The organism is Oscillibacter sp. ER4 (assembly GCF_000765235.1).
Lineage (GTDB): Bacteria > Bacillota > Clostridia > Oscillospirales > Oscillospiraceae > Hominicoprocola > Hominicoprocola fusiformis.
In genome coordinates this window covers 19,295-42,238 of the sequence record NZ_JPJG01000040.1, presented here as the reverse complement: position 1 = coordinate 42,238, position 22,944 = coordinate 19,295, and the positions used below count along the sequence as shown (strand labels likewise).

The window sequence follows — 22,944 nt, the reverse complement described above, 5'->3', positions numbered from 1 at the left end:
GAGATTTGCGGCCTGATGTGGAAGGACTTTGATGAGAAGAAAGGCACGCTGAAAGTGTGCCGCACCCTCCACAGCAAAAAGATGGGCGTGTTCGCTCTGGGCGACACCAAGACCAGCAAGGGAACACGCACCATCATCCTACCCCAGAGCATCGTGGAGCTCCTGCGGCAGAGAAAGAAACGAGCCATCAGTCAATGGATCTTCCCTCATCCCACCAGCCCGGAGTTGCCGGTAAATCCCGACTCGGCATACCGCCAACTGAAAGTACTACTCCAGCAGGCCGGTCTCCCCGACATCCGATTCCATGACTTGCGACATACATTCGCAACTCACGCTCTGACCAGCGGCGTGGACGCTAAGACCTTGTCCGGTATCCTGGGCCATACCAATGCATCCTTTACCCTGGACACTTACACCCATGTGACTTCGGATATGCAGCGGCAGGCCAGCGGCATCGTGGGCGGCTTCATGGAAGATCTGTTCGGAAAGGAGTTGAAACCGTGGCAAGAAAACGAAAAGGCGGAGAAGGAACAATAAGACAGCGGGCGGATGGCCGCTGGGAAGGGCGCTATGTCGTCGGCTACGACGATAAGGGCTATCCCAAGACGAAGAACGTACTCGCTAAAACCAAGCGGGAGTGTGCTGAGAAGCTTCAGAACCTAAAAGAGGAGCTGGGCGGCATCAAGTCCGACAAGGTGAAGCCGGACATGCGGTTCGGCGACTGGTTGGAGTATTGGTACGAGACCCACTCCAAGCCCAAGATCCGCCCCACCACCCAGTTAGGTTATGAGAGCCGTATCCGTCTGCATATCGCTCCGGAGATTGGTAACATTCCGCTGAACAAGCTGACCCAGAACGACCTGCAGCAGTTCTACGCACGGCTCAAAAAGAATGGCCGGAAGACCCTCACGGAACGCTTTGGCGAGGGACTGTCCGACCGGATGGTGCGTATGTGTCATGCCACCTGCCGCACCGCACTGGAGAAGGCCGTGCAGGAGGGGCTCATCCGCACCAACCCGGCCATTGGCTGTAAACTGCCGCCCAAGAAAGCACGGGAGATGCAGGTGCTGGACCGGGACGAGCTTCAGCGGTTTCTCATTCAGGCTAAGGCTGAGGGCTACTATGAACTCTTCCTCCTGGACCTGTCCACCGGCCTGCGGCGTGGTGAGCTGATGGCGCTCCAATGGGATGACCTGGACTTTGAGACTGGCGTACTGAATGTGAATAAGCAGGTCTACCAGGTCAATGGAGAACTTCAGTTCAGCGAGCCGAAAACCAAAAACTCCATCCGCAAAATCGTCCTGCCGCCTTCGGTAGTTGAGGTGCTGCGGGAGTATAAGAAAACGGTAAACTCCCGTTGGATGTTCCCGTCTCCGATAAAGGAGGACTGTCCGATTACCCCCGGCGTGGTACGCCATCGGCTCCAACTTATTCTGGAACACGCCGGGTGCAAGCAAGTAAGATTTCATGACCTCCGCCATACCTTCGCAACGCTGGCTTTGCAGAACGGCATGGATGTCAAAACACTCTCCGCCATGCTGGGCCATGTGTCGGCAGCAACCACGCTGGATATCTACACACATATCACCGACGATATGCAGCGCACAGCCGCCGCCAACATTGACCGGGGAATCGGCAAAGCAGCGCCGCCTGAGGGCGGTTCAGCACCAGGCCAGGAAACCACCCCCGGCCAGCCGGATAAGCCGAGAATGAGCGATTTCAAGCCTGTCCTGCCCAGCCGCCGCAGGGCAGGTACCGGGTGTATCTCATCCAAAGGGCCAAGCCTGTGGGAGGGGCGCTACTCACCCATGTGGATTGACGGCAAGAAGCACTCCCGCAATGTCTACGCCCATACCCGCGAGGAGTGCGAGGAGAAGCTCAAGGTACTGATTGTGGAGATGAAATCTGAGCTGGCGGAGCTGAAGCGGCAAAAGGCGGAGGGCACGTTGCCAGCCCAGGAACCGATGGGTGGTAAGTAGTAGAAAAAGGGGAATGGAAATCCTTTTTTGGGTATCATTTCGGTCTATTTATGTCAAGTGAAGAAAAATATTTTTGTCCCAGTATTGACAAAATTGTCCCGCAAGTATACAATAAGATTGAAATGGGACACTGTATAAAGGAAGGGAGTGTGTTTCATGAAAAAAAAGAATGTTATTAGCTTGATTCGATATTACGCCGAGAAGAACGACGATGGATTTAGAAATGAAGCACTTGAAATCGCGAAGGAATTTGACGCAACGGGTGATTCCCAACTTGCAGAATATATCGTCTCACTTCTTTCCAATGTAAACACTTTTGTTCCCCAAATGGAAGATTACGACTCAACATTTTTTGAAAAAATTGAGTCCAAAGAGGATATGTTGCTGCTTCCGGATAGCATCATGCAAGATTTGCTGGGTGTCGTTAACGCCATCGCTCATAATATTGGTATTCATAAGTTTCTGTTCCAAGGTGCACCAGGCACAGGAAAGACAGAAGCTGTTAAACAGCTCGCCAGAATACTTGAACGTGAAATATTCATGGTTGATTTCTCTTCTGTCATTGATAGCAAGTTAGGCCAAACACAGAAAAACATATCAACGCTTTTTAAAGAAATTAATAGCTTTCCTCAGCCAGATCGTGTGATTGTACTGTTTGATGAAATCGATGCCATTGCACTTGACCGAACGAACCCGAATGATATCCGAGAAATGGGCCGGGCTACTTCTGCGTTACTAAAAGGCTTTGATCAAATGAGCGAGAAGATGATTCTGGTTGCGACAACTAATTTGTACCAACATTTTGATAAAGCACTTTCTCGAAGGTTTGATTCTATAATTGATTTTAATCGCTATTCCAACAAGGATTTGATAGAAATTGCGGAAAAAATGCTGGATCGCTATCTTGTTAAGTTCAGGCTTGCAAGCCGTGATGTACGCTTGTTCCGCAAAATAGTCGGATTGCTTAAACCTATGCCATTTCCAGGTGAGCTAAAAAATATAATCAAAACCTCAATCGCCTTCAGTGACCCAAATGATGGCCAAGATTACTTTAGAAGACTATATTATGCCGTGACAGGATCTAAGGCAGAAAATTTGCAAGAACTTCAGGCACAGGACTTTACAGTTCGAGAAATTGAAATTTTAACCAAAAGGTCAAAAAGCAGCGTTGCTCGCGAACTAAAAGGAGGCGAATCATGTGAATGATATTCTCCTGTTGAAAGGTCGGTTTGAACAAAGGTCTAATACACAGGCTTTCGGTCCCCCTGTGTTGCCCAAAGGAAAAACAGTTTCAAGCGCCCATGTTCGCTCACTTCAGAATCAACTTAAAGAAATTTTGAAGTATTGGAAAGAGCACAGAGAAATTGCAGGTGCCCTTGTCAGCGTGCATTATAAGCATGTTGTCGCTAAGAGTAATCGCATTCGAATCTTGCTGGCAGATGGCGGAAAAATGCCGGCTGACTCTATCCGAGGCGCAAAGTTTGCGTGGGACATTGATGGAGAGGGCAAAGAAATACAGAAGCATGTTTTTACTCATTATGTCTCATTACGTGCGATAGAGAGAGCTGTTGAGTATCTTGGGAGTGCAGCAGATGTCATTGATGCTGGATATGCTGGAGAGATTACTGCAACAGACACCGAACGAATTGCTGTAGAAAAGGATTATGTGTTTCAAGAAATTATAAAAAGAACCTCTTTCTTGGGTGTCGTGTTGGACTGCCACTATGTGGAGTCCTTTAACATCGATCGGGTAAACGATGATATTCTCGAAGAGTCAATCGTTACCATTTATAAGACACGGGTTGAAACAAAGGCTCTTCTGGCAAAGTTTGGTATTAATATCTACGATGATCGCATCATAGATGAGACAACCATTCGATTGACAAAAGATGAGATACGCCTCCTTTTGAATAACGCATCGTACTTGATTGCAATGAATGTTGTCGACATGTCCGAACTTACCAAAGATGATATAATTTTCGAGGCGGACACAGCGTCGTTCAAAAGCAACGACATTATCCCTTCGCCGCAAAATGAGCCTGTGGTAGGTGTTATTGACACTCAGTTTAACACAGAGGTTTATTTCAACGAGTGGGTTGAGTACCACAATATGCTTGACCCGGATATTCCACTTCAAAAATCTGATTATTACCACGGTACAGAGGTTACTTCAATTATTGTGGATGGACCAAGAGGAAACCCTGAGCTTGATGACGGATGTGGTCGATTCCGTGTGCGTCATTTTGGCGTTGCGACAAATGGACCATTTAGTTCATTTTCTATCCTTAGGTTGATTCGAGATATTGTGGCCACCAATCGTGATATTAAAGTGTGGAACTTGTCTCTTGGATCTACGAAAGAGGTAAATCCAAGCTTTATATCTCCTGAAGCAGCTGAGTTGGATCGCATCCAAAGTGAGTATGACGTGCTTTTTGTAGTAGCTGGAACCAATCGACCTAAAGAGGAAAAGAAAGAAAAAATGAGAATTGGATCTCCGGCTGATTCTCTGAATTCCTTGGTTGTAAATTCTGTTGCTTTTAACAAAAAACCGGCATCGTATACGCGCGTTGGACCTGTTCTTTCATTCTTTCACAAGCCTGATGTCAGTTATTATGGTGGAGATGGCCCGCAATACTATGATCGTATTGCCGTATGTCGCGATTCAAATGGTGCAATTTACGCCTCCGGTACCTCTTTGGCGGCGCCGTGGATTACGCGGAAAATGGCCTATTTGATTTGTGTTATGGGCTTGAGCCGTGAGGTTGCAAAAGCACTTATCATTGATGCAGCAGCAGGGTGGAGTAGGAAGGATGATCCGTCGAATACGATTGGCTATGGTGTTGTTCCGATTCATATTTCAGAAATAATCCAGAGTGCAGACGATGAGATTAGGTTCATCTTGAGCGGAACTGCAGAGGCATACGAGGCATATACCTATAATCTTCCTGTTCCTGTAGTAAAGGATGCCCACCCCTACTACGCACGAGCGACTCTGGCATATTTCCCGTTCTGCGATCGCAATCAAGGTGTCGATTACACAAGCACAGAAATGGACTTGCATTTTGGTCGCCTTAATACAAGTAAGGGCCGAGCTGTTATTAAGTCCATAAATAATAACTCTCAAGCGGAAGAAGGGTTGCGTGTTATTTATGAAGAAAATGCCCGGAAGTTGTATCGGAAATGGGATAATGTGAAACATATCAGCGATGTGCTGAAAACCAGATCGGTTCCGAGGAAAGCATATGATTCAGGTCTTTGGGGATTGAGCATTAAAACCAAGGAACGAATGCAACCACAGAGTAAAAAGTCCTTGCCTTTTGGCGTCGTTATTACCTTGAAAGAGATGAACGGGGTAAACCGCATAGAGGATTTCAAAAAACTCTGCATGGCGCGTGGTTGGCTGGTCACTAAGCTTGATGTCCAGAATCAGCTTGATATTTACCAGCACGCTGAAGAAGAAATCAAATTTGAATGATTCCAGAGAAAACTGTTGTATTTCGCACTTTCGATGGTGTATTCAACGGTAGTTCCTAGGAAAATGCATATCAGAAAAAGAAAAGTGGCACCTCACGAGTACCAGTCGTAAAATGCCACTCCCTTCGCTTGACGTCGGATCAGCCAAAACTGATACAACACCGCTTGGAACACGGCTATTGTACCATGGTTCTGGTTTTCTGACAAGCCAGTATATTTTGCGTATAGCAAAGTGTTAAGGCACAAGCCAAGCTTTTTCTGTTTGTATATATGGCGCCGTCCTATACGGCAGAAAGGAGTGTGCTTTATGTACGCCACAAAAATCAAGATGCAGCAGGGCTGCTATTACTCCCGGTCGGTTCTCGAAATCGATGAAATCTATATCGAGGGCTGCGACAATCCGGGCTTTTTCAAGAAAGCTATCATCCACGATCATCTGAAGAAGTACCCTGGATCTATTCAAGTAAAAATCTATCCTTACCCTAATGTTGTACCGGCCACAAGCGTCAGAGGAGAAAAGTATGTCCGCTCTGCATCCAATGATTCCGAGCATGACAACCTCCTCAGTCTTCCGCGTGAATGATTGCGGAGGTGGATATCGTGGGTAAAAACCAACATGTTGTACCACATCCCGGTGGAGGGTGGCAAGTAAAAGGAGCCGGCAATGCAAGAGCGACCAAGCGTACATCAACGCAGGCAGAAGCCGCGACTATTGCTCGCACCATTGCCATTAATCAAAAGTCTGAGCGCCTAATTCATGGCACAGATGGACGGATCAGGGCGAAACACTCATATGGCAACGATCCGTTTCCCCCGAGAGGATAACTGAACAAAGGCGCTGTCATGGCTGGTACACATGACAGCGCCTTTGTTAGCCGCAATAAGCCCGTTTGAGCCGTCTCAAAACTGTAGCAACCTCCGCTGGCAGTTGGTAAGGAATAGTATAAACAAGACGAAAGACAATAAATAAAAACCTCCCGAGGTGGGATAAAAGGATCGACACCCTTAAATTTGATATGATCGAGTCGGCTTCATTATGATGTACTCGGCGCTCTCAGCACAGTTTACTATCAGTTATTCCATTCAAGATTGAATTAGATAATGATGACAAAATTATTTACAATATACTTGCGTAGTCTGCGTCGCAATAAACAAAGAAAAGCCCTCTGAAATCAACCGATTTCAGAGGGCTTTGGTCCGAGTGGAGCGATTCGAACGCTCGGCCCCGTGAACCCAAATCACGTGCGCTACCAACTGCGCTACACCCGGATATTCAGTTTTGAGTTATTATACCACGGTCAGGGCGAAAATCAAAGTTTTTCCTGTCTGTGGTCATTTATGTGGTCAAATGTGGTCAAATCCGTTTTTTGCCCCGGTTTTGCTGTTGGGGAAAAACCCGCAAACGACCGTGCTGCAAGGGGTTCCGGGCTTTGGCTGTTCCCATCGAGGATACACGGAGAATCGCTCCCAAAGCAGGCGCGCTACCAACTGCGCTACACCCGGTTATTTAGTTTTTTCAGAGCATCCGCGTGTATTCCCAAAGCAGGCGCGCTACCAACTGCGCAACACCCCGATATTCAATAAAACCCCATTATATTATAGCATTTTGGAGCGGTTTCGTAAAGCATTTCTCATTATGGTCAAAATTGTGGGTTGGCTTCAAAAATGTGCAAATTTTAGAAAAACAAAAACACGCAAACCCTTGTGCCGCAAGGCTTTGCGGCACTTTCAAAAAATGGGTTTAACAAAGTCCTACTATGTCCCAAACCAGGCGCGATACCAACTTCGCTATACCCGGATACTATTGATACTTGAATAGGGCTTCGATTCGAAGCCCTATTATTATACCGCCTGCTCTGCGCGGTTGCAAGGGTTATTTGCGGTGCGCGGAGCGTTTTTCGGCATCCTTGGGGCGCGTGCCCTTCATCGCCTCGTGTTCCTGACGGAGCTCGTCGTGCAGCTGGAGCGAACTCCACGCGGCATTGTCCTCGGTGACGACGGCCTTGAGCGCGACGACCACGCGGCTACGGCGAAGAGACGAGAGCAACGCGTTGAGCTGCGGACCGGAAAGACCGCAGAGCACGAGCATCTCGTCGGAAAAGCCGCCCTCGCCGGTTTCCTCGACAGGGGAGAAGCCCTCAAGATCGCAGAGATAGCCGATTGGCTGCGAAAGCTCCTCCGGCGCGACGACGCGCCCGCTCACACCGAGCTTGAAGAGCGCGAAGCGGACCTTTTGCAGCCGTGCGGCGTCCTTAAAATTGTAAAGCAGTGCACATGCCATGGTCAAACCCTCCTCAGCGGTGCTGCGCGGCCTTCTGTGCCATGATATCGGGGTCGATGCAGAAATAGGTGAACTCGCCCGTGGCGAGGAGCTTGCCGCCCTCACCTAAAATGTCCACGTTGACAAGGCAGGTCGTTCTGCCGCGGTGGCGGACTTTGGCGTCCGCGCGCACGACGCCCTCCGACTGGTTGCGGAGAAAATGCATCGAGCTGCCCTGCGTCACGTAGGATCGACCATCCGTGTGGGCGGCGTAGCCCGTGGCGTTGTCGGCCATCGTGTAGATCGCGCCGCCGTGCACGATACCGTAGGGATTCTTGCTCTCGGGGCGGATCTCAAGCTTGAAGATCGCGTGGTCGGGCTCGACAAATTCCGCTTCAATGTGATTATAGGTGGCAAAAAGATTCTTCTTGTTCAATTCCGCCGCCTGCTGGGCGGCTGTGAGCTGTTCCATGAAAGTGCTCCTTTGACATTGTTACTGTCGTATCCTACCACAGTGCGGCGATAAAAGCAACAATGCGGTGAAAACATCGAATCAGTAAAAATCGACAGAAGAATACGAGTTTTGTATAACATTATCATTTTGAGTGCAAAAAATGAAAAAACTTGTATCGCTTGCCCACTTCCATTTTGCGTGAAAGCCTGCTATACTACCTTTACCATAGAAAAATATGCGCTTGAAGGGGAAATCCCTATGGTATATGAGAGTAGTGCGTCCTCCCGCTGCGCCGCGGGGCCGAAGATCGCCGCCATCGGCGGCGGCACGGGCCTGTCGACGATGCTGCGGGGATTGAAAAAATATACAGACCGCTTAACGGCCATCGTCACGGTGGCGGACGACGGCGGCGGGAGCGGCGTGCTGCGCCGTGAAATGGGTATTCTGCCGCCGGGCGACGTGCGGCAATGTATGCAGGCGCTCGCGAACACCGAGCCTGTGATGGAGCAGCTTCTCGGCTATCGCTTTCCCGAGGGACAGCTCAAGGGGCAGTCGTTCGGAAACCTGCTGCTTGCGGCGCTCAACGGCATGGCGGGGAGCTTTGAAGAGGCCGTCGCCATGATGGGACAGGTATTGGCGATCTCGGGCCGCGTGCTGCCGGTGACGAACGCGGATGTACAGCTCGAGGCCGTGTTTGAAAACGGCGCGCGCGTTGTGGGCGAATCGCACATCTTCAACGCGAAAAAGCAGCAGGACTGCCGTATCCACCATGTTTCGCTCGTGCCGGAGCGCCCAAAGGCGCTGCCCGATGCGCTCCATGCCATTTCAGAGGCCGACCTCATTCTGCTCGGCCCAGGCAGCCTTTATACGAGCGTGATCCCGAACCTGCTCGTCGACGGCGTGGCCGACACGATCCGCGCGTCGCACGCGCAGAAGTTTTACATCTGCAACATTATGACGCAGGACGGCGAGACCGAGGGCTACACCGCCGCCGACCATCTGGAAGCCCTGCAACGTCACGGGCGGGAGGGGATCGTCGACCTCTGCCTTGCCAACAACGCGCCCATCCCGCGCGGGCTCGCCGCGCGATACAGTGAAGAGGACGCGGAGCTGCTGCGCATCGACCGCGAGCGCATTGCGGCGCTGGGAATCGCGCTCGCGGAATACCCGCTGCTCTCGGCGCAGGGAGGCTACGCCCGCCATGACCCTGAGCTTCTGGCGCGGGCGGTCATGGAGCTGTATCGCGAGCGCACGGTGCGCATCTACCGCGGCACCCAGCAGTACATTACGGAAGAACAGGAGTGGAAATAATGCTCAACAGTAAGGAATTTGTCAGGGAATTGCAGCTGCGCCATGAGAGCGCCTGGATGAACCCGAATGTCGGGAGCGCGGAAACCGCGCTCGCCGCGCTGCCGCTCACGCGTGCGGATGTCGATGACGCCGAGGCGCGGCTGGAGCGCTTTGCTCCGTTCATCAAGAAGGTATTTCCCGAGACCGCGGCTGATCGTGGCCTCATCGAATCGCCGCTGACGGAGATCGAGCATATGCGCGCATGGCTCAACGAAAATGAAGGTGCGCAGCTCGCAGGCAAGCTCTTCTTGAAGCGCGACAGCGACCTGCCCGTCGCGGGCAGCGTTAAGGCGCGCGGCGGTTGCTACGCGGTGCTCAAGCACACGGAGAACTTAGCGCTTGCGAACCGGTTGGTCGAAACGCGCGACGACTACAGCGTGTTTGCCACGCGCGCGTTCCGCGACTTTTTCTCGCAGTATGAGCTGCACGTCGGTTCGACGGGCAATCTGGGGCTGAGCATCGGCATCATGGGCGCGGCGCTCGGCTACAGGGTCACGGTCCACATGAGCGCGGACGCGCGGCAGTGGAAAAAGGACCTGCTGCGCGCAAAGGGCGTAACGGTGCTCGAATACGGCGCGGACTACTCCTACGCCGTGCAGAAGGGCCGCGAGCGCGCGGCGGAGGACCCGAGAAGCTATTTTATCGACGATGAAAACTCTGTCGACCTCTTCCTCGGCTACGCTGTGGCTGCGCGGCGGCTCAAGGCGCAGCTCGCTGAGCAGAACATCGCGGTCGACGAGGAGCACCCACTGCTCGTTTACATTCCCTGCGGCGTCGGCGGCGCGCCGGGCGGTATCTGCTTTGGCTTGAAGCAGGAGTTCGGCGACGCGGCACACGTCTACTTCGCTGAGCCAGTGGAAGCGCCGTGCATGCTGCTCGGCCTCGCCAGTGGCTTACAGAATGCGATCTGCGTGCAGGATATTGGCCTGACGGGCCGCACCGCGGCGGACGGACTCGCCGTCAGCCGCCCCTCGGGCTTCGTGGGGGAGACGGTCAAGGCGATCGTTAGCGGCGGTTTCACGGTGTCGGACGAGCGTTTGTTCAACGACCTCCACGCCCTGCACGAGATGGAGGGCCTTTTTGTCGAGCCGTCCGCCTGCGCGGGCTTTGCCAGTGCGGTGGAGCTGTCCAAGATGACGGATTATCTCGAAAGCAGCGGCCTTAGCGCGCACTGGGAGAATGCCGCGCACATCGTCTGGGCGACGGGCGGCGCGCTCGTGCCGGAAGGCGAACGCGAGAAGTACCTCGCAAACTGAAAAGAGATAAAAAGAAGGACTTCACGCATTGCGTGAAGTCCTTCTTTTTTGCGCCGCGGCGGGGAGGGGAACCCCGTTACGCGGGCGTCATCGTCAGGGTATAGTTCGCCGTGCGGATCACGATCTGCGTTACGGCGCTCTTGGCTGTGTCGACGCTGAGCTCGATGGTGTGATCGGTGAAGCCGTCATCTTTGTAGAAGACATTCAGCGTCCAGGTCTCCAAGCTGCCCGCAGCGGCGGTGCGTTTGAAGTCTGTGATGCGCTTGCTGCGCGTGCCGGTGAACTGGCAGGTGACAAAGCACTTGCCGATGTAGAACGGTTCGGAAGAGGCACCCGATTCGGCGGGGGAGGCGCCGATGCCGCTGTAGCTGATGAACGGGGTGATGGCAAGGCCGCCGTACTGCATCATGTAGGTGCCGGTATAGCTGACGCCGCTGTCAAAGAACGGGAACGGCTCGGCAGTGAGCGTTACGTCGATGGCGCCTGTGCGGTTGGTGACGTCGAGCGCGGCGTCGAAGCTCGCCTTTTTGCCGCCGCCTTCGAGCGTGCCGCGGTATTTGCCGCCCGCGAGGTAGCTGTTATTGAGGATCGTGAGCGCCTTATCGAGCGCGGCGTTGCCAGTGTCGGGATCGGTCGGCAGGCGGGCGGGAGCGGTGGTCGTGTCAATACGCAGACCGTTTTCAGCGTCCCACTGGTAGCTCCAGCCGAAGGCGTCGACCGCGTAGGCCCAGGTGAGCGGAAAATAGGTGATGCCGCTGTAGTTGAAAATGGGATACTTTTCTTCCTTGTTATTGATCTGTGCGCCGTTGACGCTGATCTTGTAGCTTGCCAGTGTGACGGCGACACTGCCGCGCTGCGCCTTGCCAGTCTCGGCAACATAGGCGCTCTGCGCGCCGCCTGCGGTGATGTTGAGCGACTTGGCGGTATTGTTCCAGTCGGTCTCCACGCCCATGAAACGGCTTAATTGATACGTCATGGGAAAGTAAGTGATGTTGCTATAGGTCAGCAGCGGGTACTTGGCGTTCTTGTTGTCGATGACCTGGCCGTTGAGCGTCACCTTGCCGGTGACGACGCCGGCGCGCATTGCGGCCTCGGCCTGCGGCAGCAGACTGAACGCGAGCGCGATGCAGCAGGCGATGGCGAACAGGACGCGCAGAAAAGTCTTGTTGATGGTAGACATAACATGCTCCTTTCCGCTTTGTGATGTTGACGCTTACTTGTACAGCTTGGCGCTGCGGTTGAGGTACACGAGCTCTATGATCTCGACCACGCCCAGAGCGATGGCAATGGCGAGGATGAGCAGCAGCAGGACGATCATGCCGCCGTTGTAAAAATAGAAGAAGGAAGCCGACGACAGACCCAAAAGCAGGAGCAGGGTAAGGAATGCACCGAAGCAGCCGATGATCACGACCTGTCAGGAGCAGAGCTTGCGCCATTTGGCGGCCATCTCGTCATCCGCGCCGTCAAACGCTTCGGCGCAGGCGGTGAGCTGGTGGTACGCCGCAAGTGTGGCAAACAGGAAGATCAATCCCAGCAGAATGATCAGAACGACCAGAATCGCGGAGACGTCCGATGCCGTTATCCACTCCTGTACGCTTGGCGCATCGAGAAGCGCAACGAACGGCAGCGCGATCAGCGGCAGAAGATTAAAGTACACGGCCTTGCGGAAGCGGGGGACGGCCGCGCTCAGCTTCCAGAGCACAACGAGCGCGAGATCGCTGACCGCAAACGACATCGCACTCAGCACGATGCCGAGCGCCGGGATCTTGTCACCGAGCTTGAAGGTGTTGTTCAGGAGGTTGATGACAGTATTGGCGATGCCGAGGCGGAAGAGGTTCTGGAACCCCTTATGCAGCAGCGGCGCGTTTGGCCTCTCGCGCAGGGGGATGACCGGCGGCGCGGGCGGGGGAGTGACAGCGCTTTCTGCGGGGACGGGAACGGCAATGGGGGAGGCTTCGGGGACGGGGTCAGGGCTTGGTGTCGAATTATTTTCCATCATGGCGGTTCTCCTCTCTTGTTCTCTCGCTTTTTATTTCTCTCTCAATTTGAAATACGGTCACGCTCACTGGAAGCGGTATCCCTGCGCGGTAAGGGAGGCAAGGTAGTTCATAAAGTTTTCGTACTGCTCAAAGTGCAGCAGGTCGCTTGCCTCGACCTCATGGAACGAGGCGATTTTAGTGGAGGTATCCACCCACACAAGATAGTCGTTCACGGTTTCGCCTCCTCGTCGGGGAGCTTTCCCCCCTCTATGTCATCAAAGGTGAGAATATTCTCGTCTTCATCGCCGTCGGAAAGATCGACGGTCTTCTCCGTGACCGCCACGCTCTCGGCCAGAGCGCGCAGGACGGCTTCATCGCCGCTGGCGTCGAGCGAGAAGTGGAGATTGCTCTCCTCGTCGATCCATTCAAGCGTGCTCCACAGCGACTCATCGCTCGCAAGGAAAAACTTGCCCTTGCAGCCGTTGACGGTGATCTCGGAGATTTGGGTGTCCTCACCCATGTCGTAATAGCTGAACGAATCGTCCTGCATGTAGATATAGCTGAAAAGGATGAGGTCGTCGCCGCTTTGATAGCAGAGCTGACGGAAGCCGGAGTCCTCGTAGCTCATATCTTCGTCCAGCGTGTAACCGTCCGGCAGAGCGGTGATCGTGTAGAACGGCAGCTCGCCGGTGGGGGCGTCGCCCGCGTATTCATAGGAGACTTGCGAGCCCGTCCACGTTTCCACCCAGTGGATCATAGCGGCCCGCGCGGCGGGACTGGCGGCGGCAAAGCCGCTGAGCGCGAGCAGAGCGACCAGAGCGACCATGGCCGCTCGCTTGGCGAGCTTGCTCCAGAAGCTCCGCTGCGCGGGGCGCTTGTAGGTCAGGGCCTCTTCGACGTATTTCGCGCCGATCTCGTTCATGGCGTCGGAAAAAAGCTCGGGTGTCATACCAGCACCTCCTGTTCGGTCAGATAGGTCTTGAGCTGCTTGCGCATACGCGTCAGGCGCAGGCGGGCGTTGCCCTCGGTGATGCCGAGGAGCTTGCCGATCTCGGCAAAGCTGTCGGCGTACCAGTAGCGGCGCATGAAGAGCACACGGTTTTCCTTGCTCTGCGTGTCAAGAAAGCGCTCGATTGCGGCGGCGAGCTCTCTGGCCGCATAGTGCTCCTCCATCGCCTGCTGGGGCGAAGCGAGGAACGTTTCAAGCTCCTCCATGCACATATCGTAATGGCTGTTTCGTTTCATTGCCGTGTTGGCACGATAGCGCGTGATCGAACAGCGGCGGACGAGCGTGCCGACAAACGCCGGAAGCGATTCCGGACGCTGCGGCGGGATCGCGTTCCAGGTGCTTAAGTACGCATCGTTCACGCACTCCTCCGCATCCTGCGCGCTTGCAAGGATGTTGTCCGCGAGCTTGTGGCAGAGCTTGCCGTATTTCTTGTCCAGCTCGCTGATGGCATCCTCCGAGCGCGCAAAGAACAGCTCGATGATCTGCGCGTCTTCCATCGTGCAGCGCCTCCTTTCCTCGTGAAAAAGTGTTTCTACTTGAATAGACGCAATTTCCGGCAAAATGCTTCACGAAACCGTAAAATTTTTTTATTTTTCCTTTTTGACGTAAAAAACAGAGGATTTGTTCCTGCGCGGCGGGAGAAAAAGGGAAGATATCGACAAAATTATATTATAAATATAAGAAAACGGCCCCGCACCTTTTCGGTACGGGGCCGTTGATCCTGCATTTAAAGGTGCAGCCTTGCGTGCTCGCAGATCGCGTCGTATGTCTGCTGGCTGATGTCGTGCTCGATCTTGCACGCATCCTCCTCAGCGGTCTTTTCGTCCACGCCGAGGGCGATGAAAAATTTTGTGAGCGTGTGGTGGCGGTCGAGCATCTTTGCTGCGATCGCCATGCCGCGGTCTGTCAGCGTGATGAGGCCGTCGCGGTCCATCTCGATATATCCGTTTTCGCGCAGGCGCTTGGTCGCGTAGGTGACGCTGGGCTTCGTCACGCCCAGATGGTCGGCCACGTCGACCGAACGGATATAGCCGTGCTGTTCTTTCATCATCAGCATGGATTCGAGATAATCTTCAGATGCCTTTTGGATTTTCATGTGCGGTTTCACCAACTTCATTGTTAAAGGTCAATCACAGATTAACATGCTCTAACCAAAATTGCAAGCATTAAAAAAATGTTCACAAAACCTCTTGACAAAATGGGTTAGAGAGATTAAACTTACGGGCGAAAGTTAAACGACACTAACTTTGCGCCGGCGAATTGCGGATCGCCGCGATGAGAAAAGTGCCAGACCAACAGCATGCGGAGGGATAAATAATGATGCCGCTTACACTGGCGAATGCCGGAGAAGAAAATACCATCCTCAAAGTCGGCGGGAGTGCTGAAGTCAAAAAGCATCTCGAAGATCTCGGCTTTGTGGCCGGGGGCACGGTGAGCATCGTGTCGTCGCTCGGCGGGAACGTGATCGTCAAGGTCAAGGAAGCCCGCGTTGCCATTAGTGAAGAAATGGCAAGAAAAATCATGGTTTGAGCAATTTTTCAAATAAAAGGAGAGAGATTATGAAAACACTGCGTGAAGTCAAGATCGGCGAGACCGTCAAAGTCGTCAAGCTCCATGGCGAGGGCCCCGTCAAGCGCCGTATCATGGATATGGGCATCACCAAAGGCACTGAGGTGTTCGTGCGCAAGGTCGCGCCCCTGGGCGACCCGATGGAGGTCACCGTGCGCGGCTACGAGCTGTCGCTGCGTAAGGCGGACACCGAAATGATCGAAGTTGAATAATTAATTTCTACATAAGTTAAGGAAACTTAACAAGAAGGAGCAGTAAGAAAGATGGAAAAGCAGATCAAAATTGCTCTCGCGGGCAACCCCAACTGCGGTAAGACGACGCTGTTTAATGCGCTGACCGGTTCGAACCAGTTCGTCGGTAACTGGCCCGGCGTCACCGTGGAAAAGAAGGAAGGTAAGCTCAAGAAGCACGATGACGTGGTCATCATGGACCTTCCCGGTATTTACTCTCTGTCCCCCTACACGCTGGAGGAAGTCGTCGCCCGTAACTACCTCATCACCGAGCGTCCCGACGCGATCCTGAACATCATCGACGGCACGAACCTCGAGCGTAACCTGTATCTCACCACCCAGCTCACTGAGCTCGGCATCCCCGTGGTCATCGCCATCAACATGATGGATATCGTCCGCAAGAACGGTGATGAGATCAACGTCAAGGAGCTCTCCCGTGAGCTTGGCTGCGAGATCATCGAGATCTCCGCACTCAAGGGCGACGGCGTCATGGACGCTGCCGAGGCTGCTATCCGCGCCGCCAAGGGCACCAAGACCGTCCCGATGCACACCTTCTCCGGCCCTGTCGAGCACGCCATCGCCCACATCGAAGAGGCGGCCGTGCACTCCATGCCGGAAGAGCAGCAGCGCTGGTACGCGATCAAGATCTTTGAGCGCGACGACAAGGTGCTTGAAAAGCTCAGCATTCCCACCGAGACGATGAACCACATCGAAGAGGACATCAAGGCGGCGGAGACCGAGCTCGACGACGACGCCGAGAGCATCATCACCAACGAGCGCTACATCTACATCGCACAGCTCATCAAGGGCTGCTACAAGAAAAAGAGCAGCGAAAAGCTCTCCACCTCCGATAAGATCGATAAGGTCGTCACCAACCGCTGGCTGGGCCTGCCCATCTTCGCAGCCGTGATGTTCCTTGTTTACTACATCGCCATGGTCGCCGTGGGCGCGCCCGCGACCGACTGGGCAAACGACGGCCTGTTCGGCGATGGCTGGCACCTGCTGGGCATTGGTTCCGCCGCCTACGGCGAGGCAAGCGACGATTACACCGCCGCGACCGAAGCGGCTGACGCGTTCGTCGGCCTCGACATGGAAGACGAGAGCTTCGACACCGACGCGGCGCTCGAAGAGCTCAAGGCCTTCCAGCCCACCGAAGACACCGCCACTGTTGATGTTGAGGATGAAGAGACCCTCGCCATCAATGAGATGACCGCCTGCTACGACGCGCTGCCCGAGGGCGCGGACAAGATGGACGATGTTGTCCAGATGACCTATGTGGACGCTGTCAGCTACTTCGAAGAGAACGGCTTTGACGAGCCCGACCCGGCTGACTACGGCGTTTGGGTCCCGGGTGTCCCCGTTCTGATCGGCGATGCGCTTGACGCTGCCGGTACGGCTGACTGGCTCAACGGCCTGATCCTCGACGGTATCGTCGCCGGTGTCGGCGCGGTGCTCGGCTTCGTGCCTCAGATGCTCGTCCTGTTCCTGATGCTCGCCTTCCTCGAGGCCTGCGGCTACATGGCCCGTATCGCTTTCGTGCTCGACCGTATCTTCCGCAAGTTCGGCCTTTCCGGTAAGTCCTTCATCCCCATGCTCATCGGTGTGGGCTGCGGCGTTCCGGGCATCATGGCCTCCCGTACCATCGAAAACGAGCGTGACCGCCGTATGACGATCATGACCACCACGTTCATCCCTTGCGGCGCCAAGGTTCCGTTCATCGGCATGATCGCCGGCGCCCTCTTCGGCGGCAGTGCCTGGGTCTCCACCTCCGCTTACTTCATCGGTATGGCAGCCATCATCATCTCCGGTATCATGCTGAAGAAGACCAAGATGTTCTCCGGTGATCCCGCTCCGTTCGTCATGGAGCTGCCTGCCTACCACTGGCCGACCCTCGGCAACGTGCTGCGCAGCATGTGGGAGCGCGGCTGGTCGTTCATCAAGAAGGCCGGTACCATCATCCTGCTTTCCACTATCTTCGTGTGGTTCACCACCTACTTTGGCTGGGTCGACGGCACGTTCCAGATGCTTTCTGAGGATCAGATCGACTCCTCTATCCTTGCCAAGATCGGCAACCTGATCGCCTGGATCTTCATCCCGCTCGGCTGGGGCAACTGGCAGGCGACCGTCGCCCCCATCACTGGCCTTGTCGCCAAGGAGAACATCGTCGGTACGCTCGGTATCCTCTACGGCGGCGGTGACCTGACCGTTTACCAGAACATCGCGGCGGCCTTCACCGGCATCACCGGTTATTCCTTCCTGGTGTTCAACCTGCTGTGCGCTCCGTGCTTCGCGGCCATCGGCGCGATCAAGCGTGAGATGAACAACGCGAAGTGGACCTGGTTCGCCATCGGCTATCAGTGCGGCTTTGCTTACCTTATTGCCCTGATGATCAACCAGTTCGGCAACGCCTTCACCGGCAGCCTGAACGTCATCGGACTGATCGCGGCCATCGTTGTCCTCGCCGGTATGATCTACATGCTCTTCAAGCCCTATAAGGAAGCTACCAAGCTGAGCGATAAGCACTAATCCCTTAACACCGATACCCTGCGAAAGGAGTGATTTCCATGTTGAACTGGGTTACCGCAAACCTGTCGACGATCATCGTCTCTGCTATCCTGCTTGCCATAATCATTGCTATCTCCACCTATCTTATCCGGCAGAGAAAGAGGGGAAGAAACTCCTGTGGCTGTAACTGTGCACACTGCGCTATGCACGGCACTTGTCACAGTAAGCAGCATTAAATAGCACAGGAGACGCGGGACTTATCCACCCGCGTCTCCTGCGCCGTATGAAAGGAAATGATCTTAACATGTACGAAACCAAAGTGAAGATCGACGGCATGATGTGCGGCATGTGCGAATCGCACATCAACGACGCCATCCGCAACGCGTTCTCCGTGAAGAAAGTCTCCGCCTCCCACTCCAAGGGCGAAGCGGACATCATCAGCGAAGAGCCCATCGACGAGGCGAAGCTGCGCGAGGCCATCACCAAGACCGGCTATGACTTCGTCTCCATGACGAGCAAGCCGTATGAAAAGCACGGCCTGTTCGGCTTTCTGAAGAAGTAAAAGACAAAATGAAAGGCACGGCTTTTGCCGTGCCTTTTTTTGACTTAGTTCTGCGCTTCGGCGCGCTTCCTGCGGTGCGGGCTTTTCAAAAAGTCGACGAGCTTTTGCTCCATGCGGGAGAGCTGCTGCGATTTGAGCGTGATGAGATAGATCGTGCGCTTGAGCGCGCTTTTGTCCATCTCGAAGGCGAGCAGCGTGCCGTTTTGGACCTCCTGCTCCACGGCGAGTGCCGAGAGCACGGCAACGCCCACGCCGCCGGAGACCATCTGCTTGATGGCCTCGGGATCGTCCACGCGCGCCACGACATGCAGCATATCGTGGGAGAGGCCGAGCGTGCGCAGATAGTTTTGCAGGCTCGTGTCCGTGCCAGAGCCCTCTTCGCGCGAGACGAACGGCTCTTCGAGCAGCAGCTCGCGGCCGTAGACGCCGCGCTCTCTGAGCATGCGGTAGTGCTCGTTGTTCGGCGCGGCGAGCACGAGCCTGTCGTCGTAGAGGGGGAAGTAGTCGACATTTTCCGGCTCGCTGACCGCGCCGACAAAGCCGACGGCGATCTGACCGGATTTGAGCATCCGGTGCACCTGCTCGCTGTCGCCGCGACGCAGGGAATAACGGAACTCCGGCTCACGCTTCAAAAACGCGGCGAGGTAGCCCGGCACCAGATATTGCCCCGGCACGGTGGACGCGCCGAGCGCGACCACGGGGGCGCTGTTCGCGTCGGAGAACAGCGTGCGCAGCGCGGCGCAGTCATTCAGAATGCGCCTTGCGATGGGGTAGACCTGTTCGCCCTCCTTCGTCAAGCGAACATGGCGGCGGTTGGAGCGCACGAAGAGCTCCTTGCCGAGCGCCTGCTCTAAAAGAGAAATGTGCGCGCTCACGGTGGACTGGTTGAAGAACAGCTCCTCCGCCGCACGGGTGAAGCCGCCGTATTCCACAACGGCGACAAAAATTTCAAGCTGCTTGAGGCTGATATCGTTCATAAGACGGGTTTCCTCCGGAATGTCGTTCTACTTTGAAAAGAATAATATGAGAGGACGAAAAAAGCAAGGCGTTTCATCGCTATTTTCAATGATAAACTGTATTTTATGAAATACAGGCGATGGATCGCGCGCTCTTGCAATTTGCGGGGGAGTTTGGTATCATGGCAGGCAGATCAAAAGAAAAACGGCGGTGATGATAAGATGAAAACAGCGCTTGTGACGGATGGAAAATACCGTTCGTCCATCGCGGCGGTGCGTGCGCTGCACCGCGCGGGCTACCGCGTGGTCGTGATGCAGACAAGGGCGGACGTCAAGAGCGCACCCGCAGTGTCGGTGTCGAAGTCCTGCGATGATTTCCGCTGGATCGACGGCGCGTGTGCGGATGCGGATTACGCCGAAAAACTGCTGAGCATACTCAAAGAGTATGAGCATCCGGTGCTCTTTTGCGTCGGCGCGGTGACGCTCAACACCGTCGCCGCCCGTCGGGAGGAGTTTGCCGCGCTGGCGAACTTCCTCATCGCGCCGAAGGAGACGCTCGACGCGCTCAACGACAAGGAGAGCGTGCATCAGCGCGCGCTGGAGCTTGGCATTCCTGTGCCGCGCGAGTACGACGGCACGCCGGAGAGCTATCCTGTCGTCGTCAAGCCGCACTGCGGGGAGAAGTTCGGCCTCAAGGCTGCCGACCGCTACGCCGTGGCGAACAACGAGGCGGAATTCAACGTCATCATGGAAAAGATGCAGCGCTACGACCCGAGCCCCATCGTGCAGCAGAAGATCACGGGCGCGGGCGCGGGCGTGAGCCTGCTGCTCGGCCGCGAGAGCGAGCTGCTCGGCGCGCTGTGCCACCGCCGCGTGCGCGAGTATCCCATCACGGGCGGGCCGTCGACCTGCTGCGAGAGCTTTTATGATGAAAAAATGATCGACGAGGCGTACAAACTTATCAAGTCGTTTCACTTTACAGGCCTTGCGATGGTTGAATTTAAGGGCGACTGCATTTTAGAGGTCAATCCCCGTGTGTGGGGCAGTTTCCCGATGACGGAGGCGGCGCAGAGTCCCATCGTCGCGCACTACGCGCAGGCCGCGCAGGGCGGGCAAGTCACCTACACGGCGAAGGACTACCGGACGGGTGTAAAAATGCGCTTTTTCCTCAACGACACGGTTGCCGCGCTGAGCTATCTGAAGGCGGGCCGCGTCAAGGAGGGCCTGCGCGGTCTCGGCGATTTCTTCACGGCGAAAGAGGCCTTGGGCGCCAAGGGCGATGGCAAGGTCATGCGCGCATACCTTAAAAAGAGCCTGTTTGAGCGCTGAGAAAGGGGAGAGGATCATGGAGCTGCGGCTCGATCTGCACATTCATTCCGAGCGGTCGTTCGACGGCTGCATGAGCCTGAGCGAGATCGTTGCGCTTGCGCGCGAGCGCGGGCTGAACGGTGTCGCCATCTGCGACCACGACCGCGTGCTGGACGAGGTTCCGGAATTCGACAATTTTCTCGTCATCCCCGCGACCGAGGTTTCGACCGAGCGCGGGCATCTGCTGGGTCTCTTTGTGAGAGAACCCATCGAAACGAGGAAGTTTTCCGAGTCGGTCACGGCCATTCACGCACAGGGCGGGCTGGCGGTCATCGCGCATCCCTTTGAGCACAGCACAGACGCGAACCGGCTCGACGATGTGATGAGCCGGCTTGACGGCGTCGAAATTTGGAACAGCCGTGCCGACCGCAAGAACAAGAGCGCCAACGCCATGGCGCGCGAGCTGGCGCAAAAATGGAAAAAACCCGTCACTGCGGGCAGCGACGCACACGTGCCAGAAGAGGTCGGCGGCGGCGTGACGGTGCTGGAAGCGGACGAACTGTCGCTTTCCGCCGTCAAGGCAGCGCTCCTGCGGGGCGCGAAGCAGGTCGAAGGCCGCCGTGGCCGCGCAATGTGCGTAGCGAGAAGCCAGAAGACCAAAAGAGAGAAGACAAACGCAGGCGTAAAAAGACGAGTAAATGGAATGCTCTTTACAGTAAAATGCGCCTTGCAGGACTTTACCACCAGGGAGGATGGATGGCATGTCATGGATCGTTAAACTCGGCAAAAAGGGAAAGAAGATCGTCAAGAAGATCATCACGCCCGCGGAAAAGCACTACGTCGGCTACACGCGCCGCATCGAGCGCGTGAAGACGGGCGAGCGCATCTGCGCGATGACGTTTGACGACGGCCCGATGGGCCTTCCCGCATCGCCTGACCGCTTTGAAGGCAAAACACTGACGGATGTGCTGCTCGACACGCTCGCGCAGTACGGCGCAAAGGGCAGCTTCGACGTCATCGGCGACACGAGCGAGAACTACCCCGACGAGGCGGGCAAGCTCGGCAGCGCGGCGTGGGGCGGCGTCAAATTCGACCACTACCCCGATATCCACTGCGACGACAAGGGCGGAGCCGTGCACAACGACCGCCTGATCCGCCGCATGCTCGACGAGGGCCATCAGATCACAAACCACGGCTACCGCCACATCATCTTCGGCAAAAAGCCGTTTGTCTACGGCGCGCGCGAGTACCTGCCTGGCTTTGACGCCGCGGTCGCGGACCTGACGCGCCTCGACACGCTGATGCGTGAGCGCTACGGCTATACGCTCACGCTCGCGCGCCCGCCGCACTATGTCGACAAGATGGCGGGCGGCTTCACGAGTTACGACGTCTACGAGCGCATGGGGTACCAGTATATGGCCGCGTCGTTCGATGGCGCGGGCTGGCTGCCCTCGACGCACGAGGACCCTGAGGCGGCGCTTCAGGCGGAGATCGACGCGATGGTCGAGCCGATGCGCAAGGCGCTCGAAAAGGACCCGGACTTCTTCTGCGGACAGATCATCTTCCAGAAGGACGGCTACAACATGGCCAAGCGCACGCCGGTCGCGTTCGCGCTGGGCAAGCAGCTCGCGCTTCTTAAGGAGTACGGCTACCGTGTTGTCAGCGTGGGCGAGCTGATGGAGGAGAGCCCGTTTACGGATGTCGGGCGCGACGATCCGCTGTTTGAAAAGCTCGCCGCGCTCTCAAAGACGCGCGCCATCGTCTTTACCGACAACAAGCTGCGTCTTGACGATAAAATGACCGTCGGCGAGCTCGCGATGCTGCTCGCGCCGCACGACGAGGCCATCTCCCGCCGCGTCGCCCAGCTGCGAAAGACCGGCAAGGCCAGCCCTTACGACGGCGCAATGTCCTACTGCCGCGAAAACGGTCTCATCGATGCGAGCGCCAAGGCCGAGGACGCTGTCACAAAGCTGCCGGACGTCATGTTTGGCAAGGTAACTGACTTTACAAGAAGAAACGTCTACGCGGCATATAAAATGGAAGAATAAAATGG

Annotated in this window: 27 protein-coding genes and 1 tRNA gene; 17 read left to right on the top strand and 11 right to left on the bottom strand. The window is 55.4% G+C overall.

Going from position 1 to position 22,944, the window contains the following annotated elements; genetic code table 11:
• The 6 genes from NI20_RS0106990 to NI20_RS14560 all read left to right on the top strand — a co-directional run.
• Window positions 1-537 (top strand): site-specific integrase (locus NI20_RS0106990; protein WP_033120699.1); only part of this gene is annotated, 537 nt, incomplete at its 5' end.
• Window positions 501-1,979 (top strand): site-specific integrase, encoded by a 1,479-nt coding sequence (locus NI20_RS0106985; protein ID WP_052084492.1) that lies wholly within the window; start codon window positions 501-503, stop codon window positions 1,977-1,979. The genes NI20_RS0106990 and NI20_RS0106985, both read left to right, overlap by 37 nt.
• Before the next feature lie 156 nt (window positions 1,980-2,135).
• Window positions 2,136-3,185 carry an ATP-binding protein gene (locus tag NI20_RS0106980; RefSeq protein ID WP_033120690.1) on the top strand — a complete coding sequence of 350 codons (1,050 nt, stop codon included), beginning with the start codon at window positions 2,136-2,138 and terminating at the stop codon, window positions 3,183-3,185.
• Window positions 3,178-5,454, top strand: coding sequence for a S8 family peptidase (locus tag NI20_RS0106975; RefSeq protein ID WP_033120689.1), 2,277 nt, complete (start codon window positions 3,178-3,180; stop codon window positions 5,452-5,454). Before NI20_RS0106980 ends, NI20_RS0106975 begins: the two co-directional genes overlap by 8 nt.
• 306 nt (window positions 5,455-5,760) lie before the next feature.
• Entirely contained in the window at window positions 5,761-6,036 is a 276-nt protein-coding gene (locus NI20_RS0106970; protein WP_033120688.1) for a DUF3892 domain-containing protein, read from the top strand.
• Entirely contained in the window at window positions 6,033-6,278 is a 246-nt protein-coding gene (locus NI20_RS14560) for a DUF2188 domain-containing protein (RefSeq protein WP_369699406.1), read from the top strand. The genes NI20_RS0106970 and NI20_RS14560 overlap by 4 nt, the downstream gene beginning before the upstream one ends.
• Window positions 6,279-6,646: 368 nt before the next feature.
• On the opposite strand, the gene NI20_RS0106965 is transcribed toward NI20_RS14560, so the two are convergent.
• Window positions 6,647-6,722: transfer RNA gene (locus NI20_RS0106965), tRNA-Pro, on the bottom strand.
• A 10-nt stretch (window positions 6,723-6,732) separates the two neighbouring features.
• Between NI20_RS0106965 and NI20_RS15040 the strand changes: the two genes are divergently transcribed.
• The gene (locus NI20_RS15040) at window positions 6,733-7,272 is read left to right on the top strand and encodes a hypothetical protein (protein ID WP_156108573.1); all 540 of its coding nucleotides are present in this window, start codon (window positions 6,733-6,735) and stop codon (window positions 7,270-7,272) included.
• A gap of 54 nt (window positions 7,273-7,326) precedes the next feature.
• Here the strand turns inward: NI20_RS15040 and NI20_RS0106960 are convergent, their stop codons facing one another.
• Together NI20_RS0106960 and NI20_RS0106955 are read right to left on the bottom strand one after the other, a co-directional pair.
• Complete coding sequence (locus tag NI20_RS0106960; RefSeq protein WP_052084491.1) at window positions 7,327-7,734, bottom strand: DUF3783 domain-containing protein; 408 nt, start codon at window positions 7,732-7,734, stop codon at window positions 7,327-7,329.
• 13 nt (window positions 7,735-7,747) lie between these two features.
• Window positions 7,748-8,185: a PaaI family thioesterase gene (locus NI20_RS0106955; protein ID WP_052084490.1), complete on the bottom strand. Its 438-nt coding sequence runs from the start codon at window positions 8,183-8,185 to the stop codon at window positions 7,748-7,750.
• Between the two features lie 240 nt (window positions 8,186-8,425).
• Here NI20_RS0106955 and yvcK point away from each other — a divergent pair, with 240 nt between their 5' ends.
• Together yvcK and NI20_RS0106945 are read left to right on the top strand one after the other, a co-directional pair.
• The gene (gene yvcK, locus NI20_RS0106950) at window positions 8,426-9,478 is read left to right on the top strand and encodes a gluconeogenesis factor YvcK family protein (protein WP_052084489.1); all 1,053 of its coding nucleotides are present in this window, start codon (window positions 8,426-8,428) and stop codon (window positions 9,476-9,478) included.
• A complete protein-coding gene (locus NI20_RS0106945; protein ID WP_033120687.1) occupies window positions 9,478-10,773 on the top strand; it encodes a D-serine ammonia-lyase in 1,296 nt (431 codons plus the stop codon). Before yvcK ends, NI20_RS0106945 begins: the two co-directional genes overlap by 1 nt.
• Before the next feature lie 76 nt (window positions 10,774-10,849).
• On the opposite strand, the gene NI20_RS0106940 is transcribed toward NI20_RS0106945, so the two are convergent.
• The 7 genes from NI20_RS0106940 to NI20_RS0106915 all read right to left on the bottom strand — a co-directional run bounded on the left by NI20_RS0106940 (window position 10,850) and on the right by NI20_RS0106915 (window position 14,857).
• Window positions 10,850-11,953: a hypothetical protein gene (locus NI20_RS0106940; protein ID WP_033120686.1), complete on the bottom strand. Its 1,104-nt coding sequence runs from the start codon at window positions 11,951-11,953 to the stop codon at window positions 10,850-10,852.
• A 33-nt stretch (window positions 11,954-11,986) separates the two neighbouring features.
• Entirely contained in the window at window positions 11,987-12,181 is a 195-nt protein-coding gene (locus tag NI20_RS0106935) for a hypothetical protein (protein ID WP_033120685.1), read from the bottom strand.
• 6 nt (window positions 12,182-12,187) lie between these two features.
• Window positions 12,188-12,772, bottom strand: coding sequence for a hypothetical protein (locus NI20_RS0106930; RefSeq protein WP_033120684.1), 585 nt, complete (start codon window positions 12,770-12,772; stop codon window positions 12,188-12,190).
• A 63-nt stretch (window positions 12,773-12,835) separates the two neighbouring features.
• Complete coding sequence (locus NI20_RS15035; protein ID WP_156108572.1) at window positions 12,836-12,985, bottom strand: hypothetical protein; 150 nt, start codon at window positions 12,983-12,985, stop codon at window positions 12,836-12,838.
• Window positions 12,982-13,701 (bottom strand): DUF4367 domain-containing protein, encoded by a 720-nt coding sequence (locus tag NI20_RS0106925; RefSeq protein WP_033120683.1) that lies wholly within the window; start codon window positions 13,699-13,701, stop codon window positions 12,982-12,984. Before NI20_RS0106925 ends, NI20_RS15035 begins: the two co-directional genes overlap by 4 nt.
• The gene (locus tag NI20_RS0106920; protein ID WP_033120682.1) at window positions 13,698-14,258 is read right to left on the bottom strand and encodes an RNA polymerase sigma factor; all 561 of its coding nucleotides are present in this window, start codon (window positions 14,256-14,258) and stop codon (window positions 13,698-13,700) included. Before NI20_RS0106920 ends, NI20_RS0106925 begins: the two co-directional genes overlap by 4 nt.
• A 230-nt stretch (window positions 14,259-14,488) precedes the next feature.
• Complete coding sequence (locus tag NI20_RS0106915; protein WP_033120681.1) at window positions 14,489-14,857, bottom strand: metal-dependent transcriptional regulator; 369 nt, start codon at window positions 14,855-14,857, stop codon at window positions 14,489-14,491.
• 221 nt (window positions 14,858-15,078) lie between these two features.
• On the opposite strand from NI20_RS0106915, the gene NI20_RS0106910 reads away from it, so the two are divergent.
• The 5 genes from NI20_RS0106910 to NI20_RS0106895 all read left to right on the top strand — a co-directional run bounded on the left by NI20_RS0106910 (window position 15,079) and on the right by NI20_RS0106895 (window position 18,627).
• Window positions 15,079-15,291, top strand: a complete 213-nt coding sequence (locus tag NI20_RS0106910; RefSeq protein ID WP_033120680.1) for a FeoA family protein — start codon at window positions 15,079-15,081, stop codon at window positions 15,289-15,291.
• 29 nt (window positions 15,292-15,320) lie between these two features.
• Complete coding sequence (locus NI20_RS0106905) at window positions 15,321-15,542, top strand: FeoA family protein (RefSeq protein ID WP_033120679.1); 222 nt, start codon at window positions 15,321-15,323, stop codon at window positions 15,540-15,542.
• A 51-nt stretch (window positions 15,543-15,593) separates the two neighbouring features.
• Window positions 15,594-18,086, top strand: coding sequence for a ferrous iron transport protein B (feoB, locus tag NI20_RS0106900; RefSeq protein ID WP_033120678.1), 2,493 nt, complete (start codon window positions 15,594-15,596; stop codon window positions 18,084-18,086).
• Between the two features lie 38 nt (window positions 18,087-18,124).
• Window positions 18,125-18,301, top strand: a complete 177-nt coding sequence (locus tag NI20_RS14555; protein ID WP_081958408.1) for a FeoB-associated Cys-rich membrane protein — start codon at window positions 18,125-18,127, stop codon at window positions 18,299-18,301.
• A gap of 68 nt (window positions 18,302-18,369) precedes the next feature.
• Window positions 18,370-18,627, top strand: coding sequence for a heavy-metal-associated domain-containing protein (locus NI20_RS0106895; RefSeq protein ID WP_033120677.1), 258 nt, complete (start codon window positions 18,370-18,372; stop codon window positions 18,625-18,627).
• 44 nt (window positions 18,628-18,671) lie between these two features.
• Here NI20_RS0106895 and NI20_RS0106890 read toward each other — a convergent pair whose 3' ends face one another.
• Complete coding sequence (locus NI20_RS0106890) at window positions 18,672-19,604, bottom strand: selenium metabolism-associated LysR family transcriptional regulator (protein ID WP_052084488.1); 933 nt, start codon at window positions 19,602-19,604, stop codon at window positions 18,672-18,674.
• A gap of 201 nt (window positions 19,605-19,805) precedes the next feature.
• On the opposite strand from NI20_RS0106890, the gene NI20_RS0106885 reads away from it, so the two are divergent.
• Genes NI20_RS0106885 through NI20_RS0106875 form a run of 3 tightly spaced genes read left to right on the top strand, consistent with a single transcriptional unit; the run spans window position 19,806 to window position 22,939 of the window.
• Window positions 19,806-20,912: an ATP-grasp domain-containing protein gene (locus NI20_RS0106885; protein WP_033120676.1), complete on the top strand. Its 1,107-nt coding sequence runs from the start codon at window positions 19,806-19,808 to the stop codon at window positions 20,910-20,912.
• 16 nt (window positions 20,913-20,928) lie between these two features.
• Complete coding sequence (locus NI20_RS0106880; RefSeq protein WP_033120675.1) at window positions 20,929-21,669, top strand: PHP domain-containing protein; 741 nt, start codon at window positions 20,929-20,931, stop codon at window positions 21,667-21,669.
• Window positions 21,653-22,939 (top strand): polysaccharide deacetylase family protein, encoded by a 1,287-nt coding sequence (locus NI20_RS0106875; RefSeq protein ID WP_033120674.1) that lies wholly within the window; start codon window positions 21,653-21,655, stop codon window positions 22,937-22,939. The genes NI20_RS0106880 and NI20_RS0106875 overlap by 17 nt, the downstream gene beginning before the upstream one ends.
• Window positions 22,940-22,944 lie beyond the last annotated feature (5 nt).

What these genes read in the sequence shown, in the direction of transcription:
- NI20_RS0106970 (WP_033120688.1), top strand. Translation starts at nt 5,761, where the DNA reads ATGTACGCCACAAAAATCAAGATGCAGCAGGGCTGCTATTACTCCCGG.
- NI20_RS0106925 (WP_033120683.1), bottom strand. Translation starts at nt 13,701, where the DNA reads ATGACACCCGAGCTTTTTTCCGACGCCATGAACGAGATCGGCGCGAAA.
- NI20_RS0106930 (WP_033120684.1), bottom strand. Translation starts at nt 12,772, where the DNA reads ATGATGGAAAATAATTCGACACCAAGCCCTGACCCCGTCCCCGAAGCC.
- NI20_RS0106960 (WP_052084491.1), bottom strand. Translation starts at nt 7,734, where the DNA reads ATGGCATGTGCACTGCTTTACAATTTTAAGGACGCCGCACGGCTGCAA.
- NI20_RS14560 (WP_369699406.1), top strand. Translation starts at nt 6,033, where the DNA reads ATGATTGCGGAGGTGGATATCGTGGGTAAAAACCAACATGTTGTACCA.
- NI20_RS0106920 (WP_033120682.1), bottom strand. Translation starts at nt 14,258, where the DNA reads ATGGAAGACGCGCAGATCATCGAGCTGTTCTTTGCGCGCTCGGAGGAT.
- NI20_RS0106955 (WP_052084490.1), bottom strand. Translation starts at nt 8,185, where the DNA reads ATGGAACAGCTCACAGCCGCCCAGCAGGCGGCGGAATTGAACAAGAAG.
- NI20_RS0106945 (WP_033120687.1), top strand. Translation starts at nt 9,478, where the DNA reads ATGCTCAACAGTAAGGAATTTGTCAGGGAATTGCAGCTGCGCCATGAG.
- feoB (WP_033120678.1), top strand. Translation starts at nt 15,594, where the DNA reads ATGGAAAAGCAGATCAAAATTGCTCTCGCGGGCAACCCCAACTGCGGT.
- NI20_RS0106915 (WP_033120681.1), bottom strand. Translation starts at nt 14,857, where the DNA reads ATGAAAATCCAAAAGGCATCTGAAGATTATCTCGAATCCATGCTGATG.
- yvcK (WP_052084489.1), top strand. Translation starts at nt 8,426, where the DNA reads ATGGTATATGAGAGTAGTGCGTCCTCCCGCTGCGCCGCGGGGCCGAAG.
- NI20_RS0106905 (WP_033120679.1), top strand. Translation starts at nt 15,321, where the DNA reads ATGAAAACACTGCGTGAAGTCAAGATCGGCGAGACCGTCAAAGTCGTC.
- NI20_RS14555 (WP_081958408.1), top strand. Translation starts at nt 18,125, where the DNA reads ATGTTGAACTGGGTTACCGCAAACCTGTCGACGATCATCGTCTCTGCT.
- NI20_RS0106895 (WP_033120677.1), top strand. Translation starts at nt 18,370, where the DNA reads ATGTACGAAACCAAAGTGAAGATCGACGGCATGATGTGCGGCATGTGC.
- NI20_RS0106875 (WP_033120674.1), top strand. Translation starts at nt 21,653, where the DNA reads ATGTCATGGATCGTTAAACTCGGCAAAAAGGGAAAGAAGATCGTCAAG.
- NI20_RS0106885 (WP_033120676.1), top strand. Translation starts at nt 19,806, where the DNA reads ATGAAAACAGCGCTTGTGACGGATGGAAAATACCGTTCGTCCATCGCG.
- NI20_RS0106880 (WP_033120675.1), top strand. Translation starts at nt 20,929, where the DNA reads ATGGAGCTGCGGCTCGATCTGCACATTCATTCCGAGCGGTCGTTCGAC.
- NI20_RS0106940 (WP_033120686.1), bottom strand. Translation starts at nt 11,953, where the DNA reads ATGTCTACCATCAACAAGACTTTTCTGCGCGTCCTGTTCGCCATCGCC.
- NI20_RS0106890 (WP_052084488.1), bottom strand. Translation starts at nt 19,604, where the DNA reads ATGAACGATATCAGCCTCAAGCAGCTTGAAATTTTTGTCGCCGTTGTG.
- NI20_RS0106980 (WP_033120690.1), top strand. Translation starts at nt 2,136, where the DNA reads ATGAAAAAAAAGAATGTTATTAGCTTGATTCGATATTACGCCGAGAAG.
- NI20_RS0106910 (WP_033120680.1), top strand. Translation starts at nt 15,079, where the DNA reads ATGATGCCGCTTACACTGGCGAATGCCGGAGAAGAAAATACCATCCTC.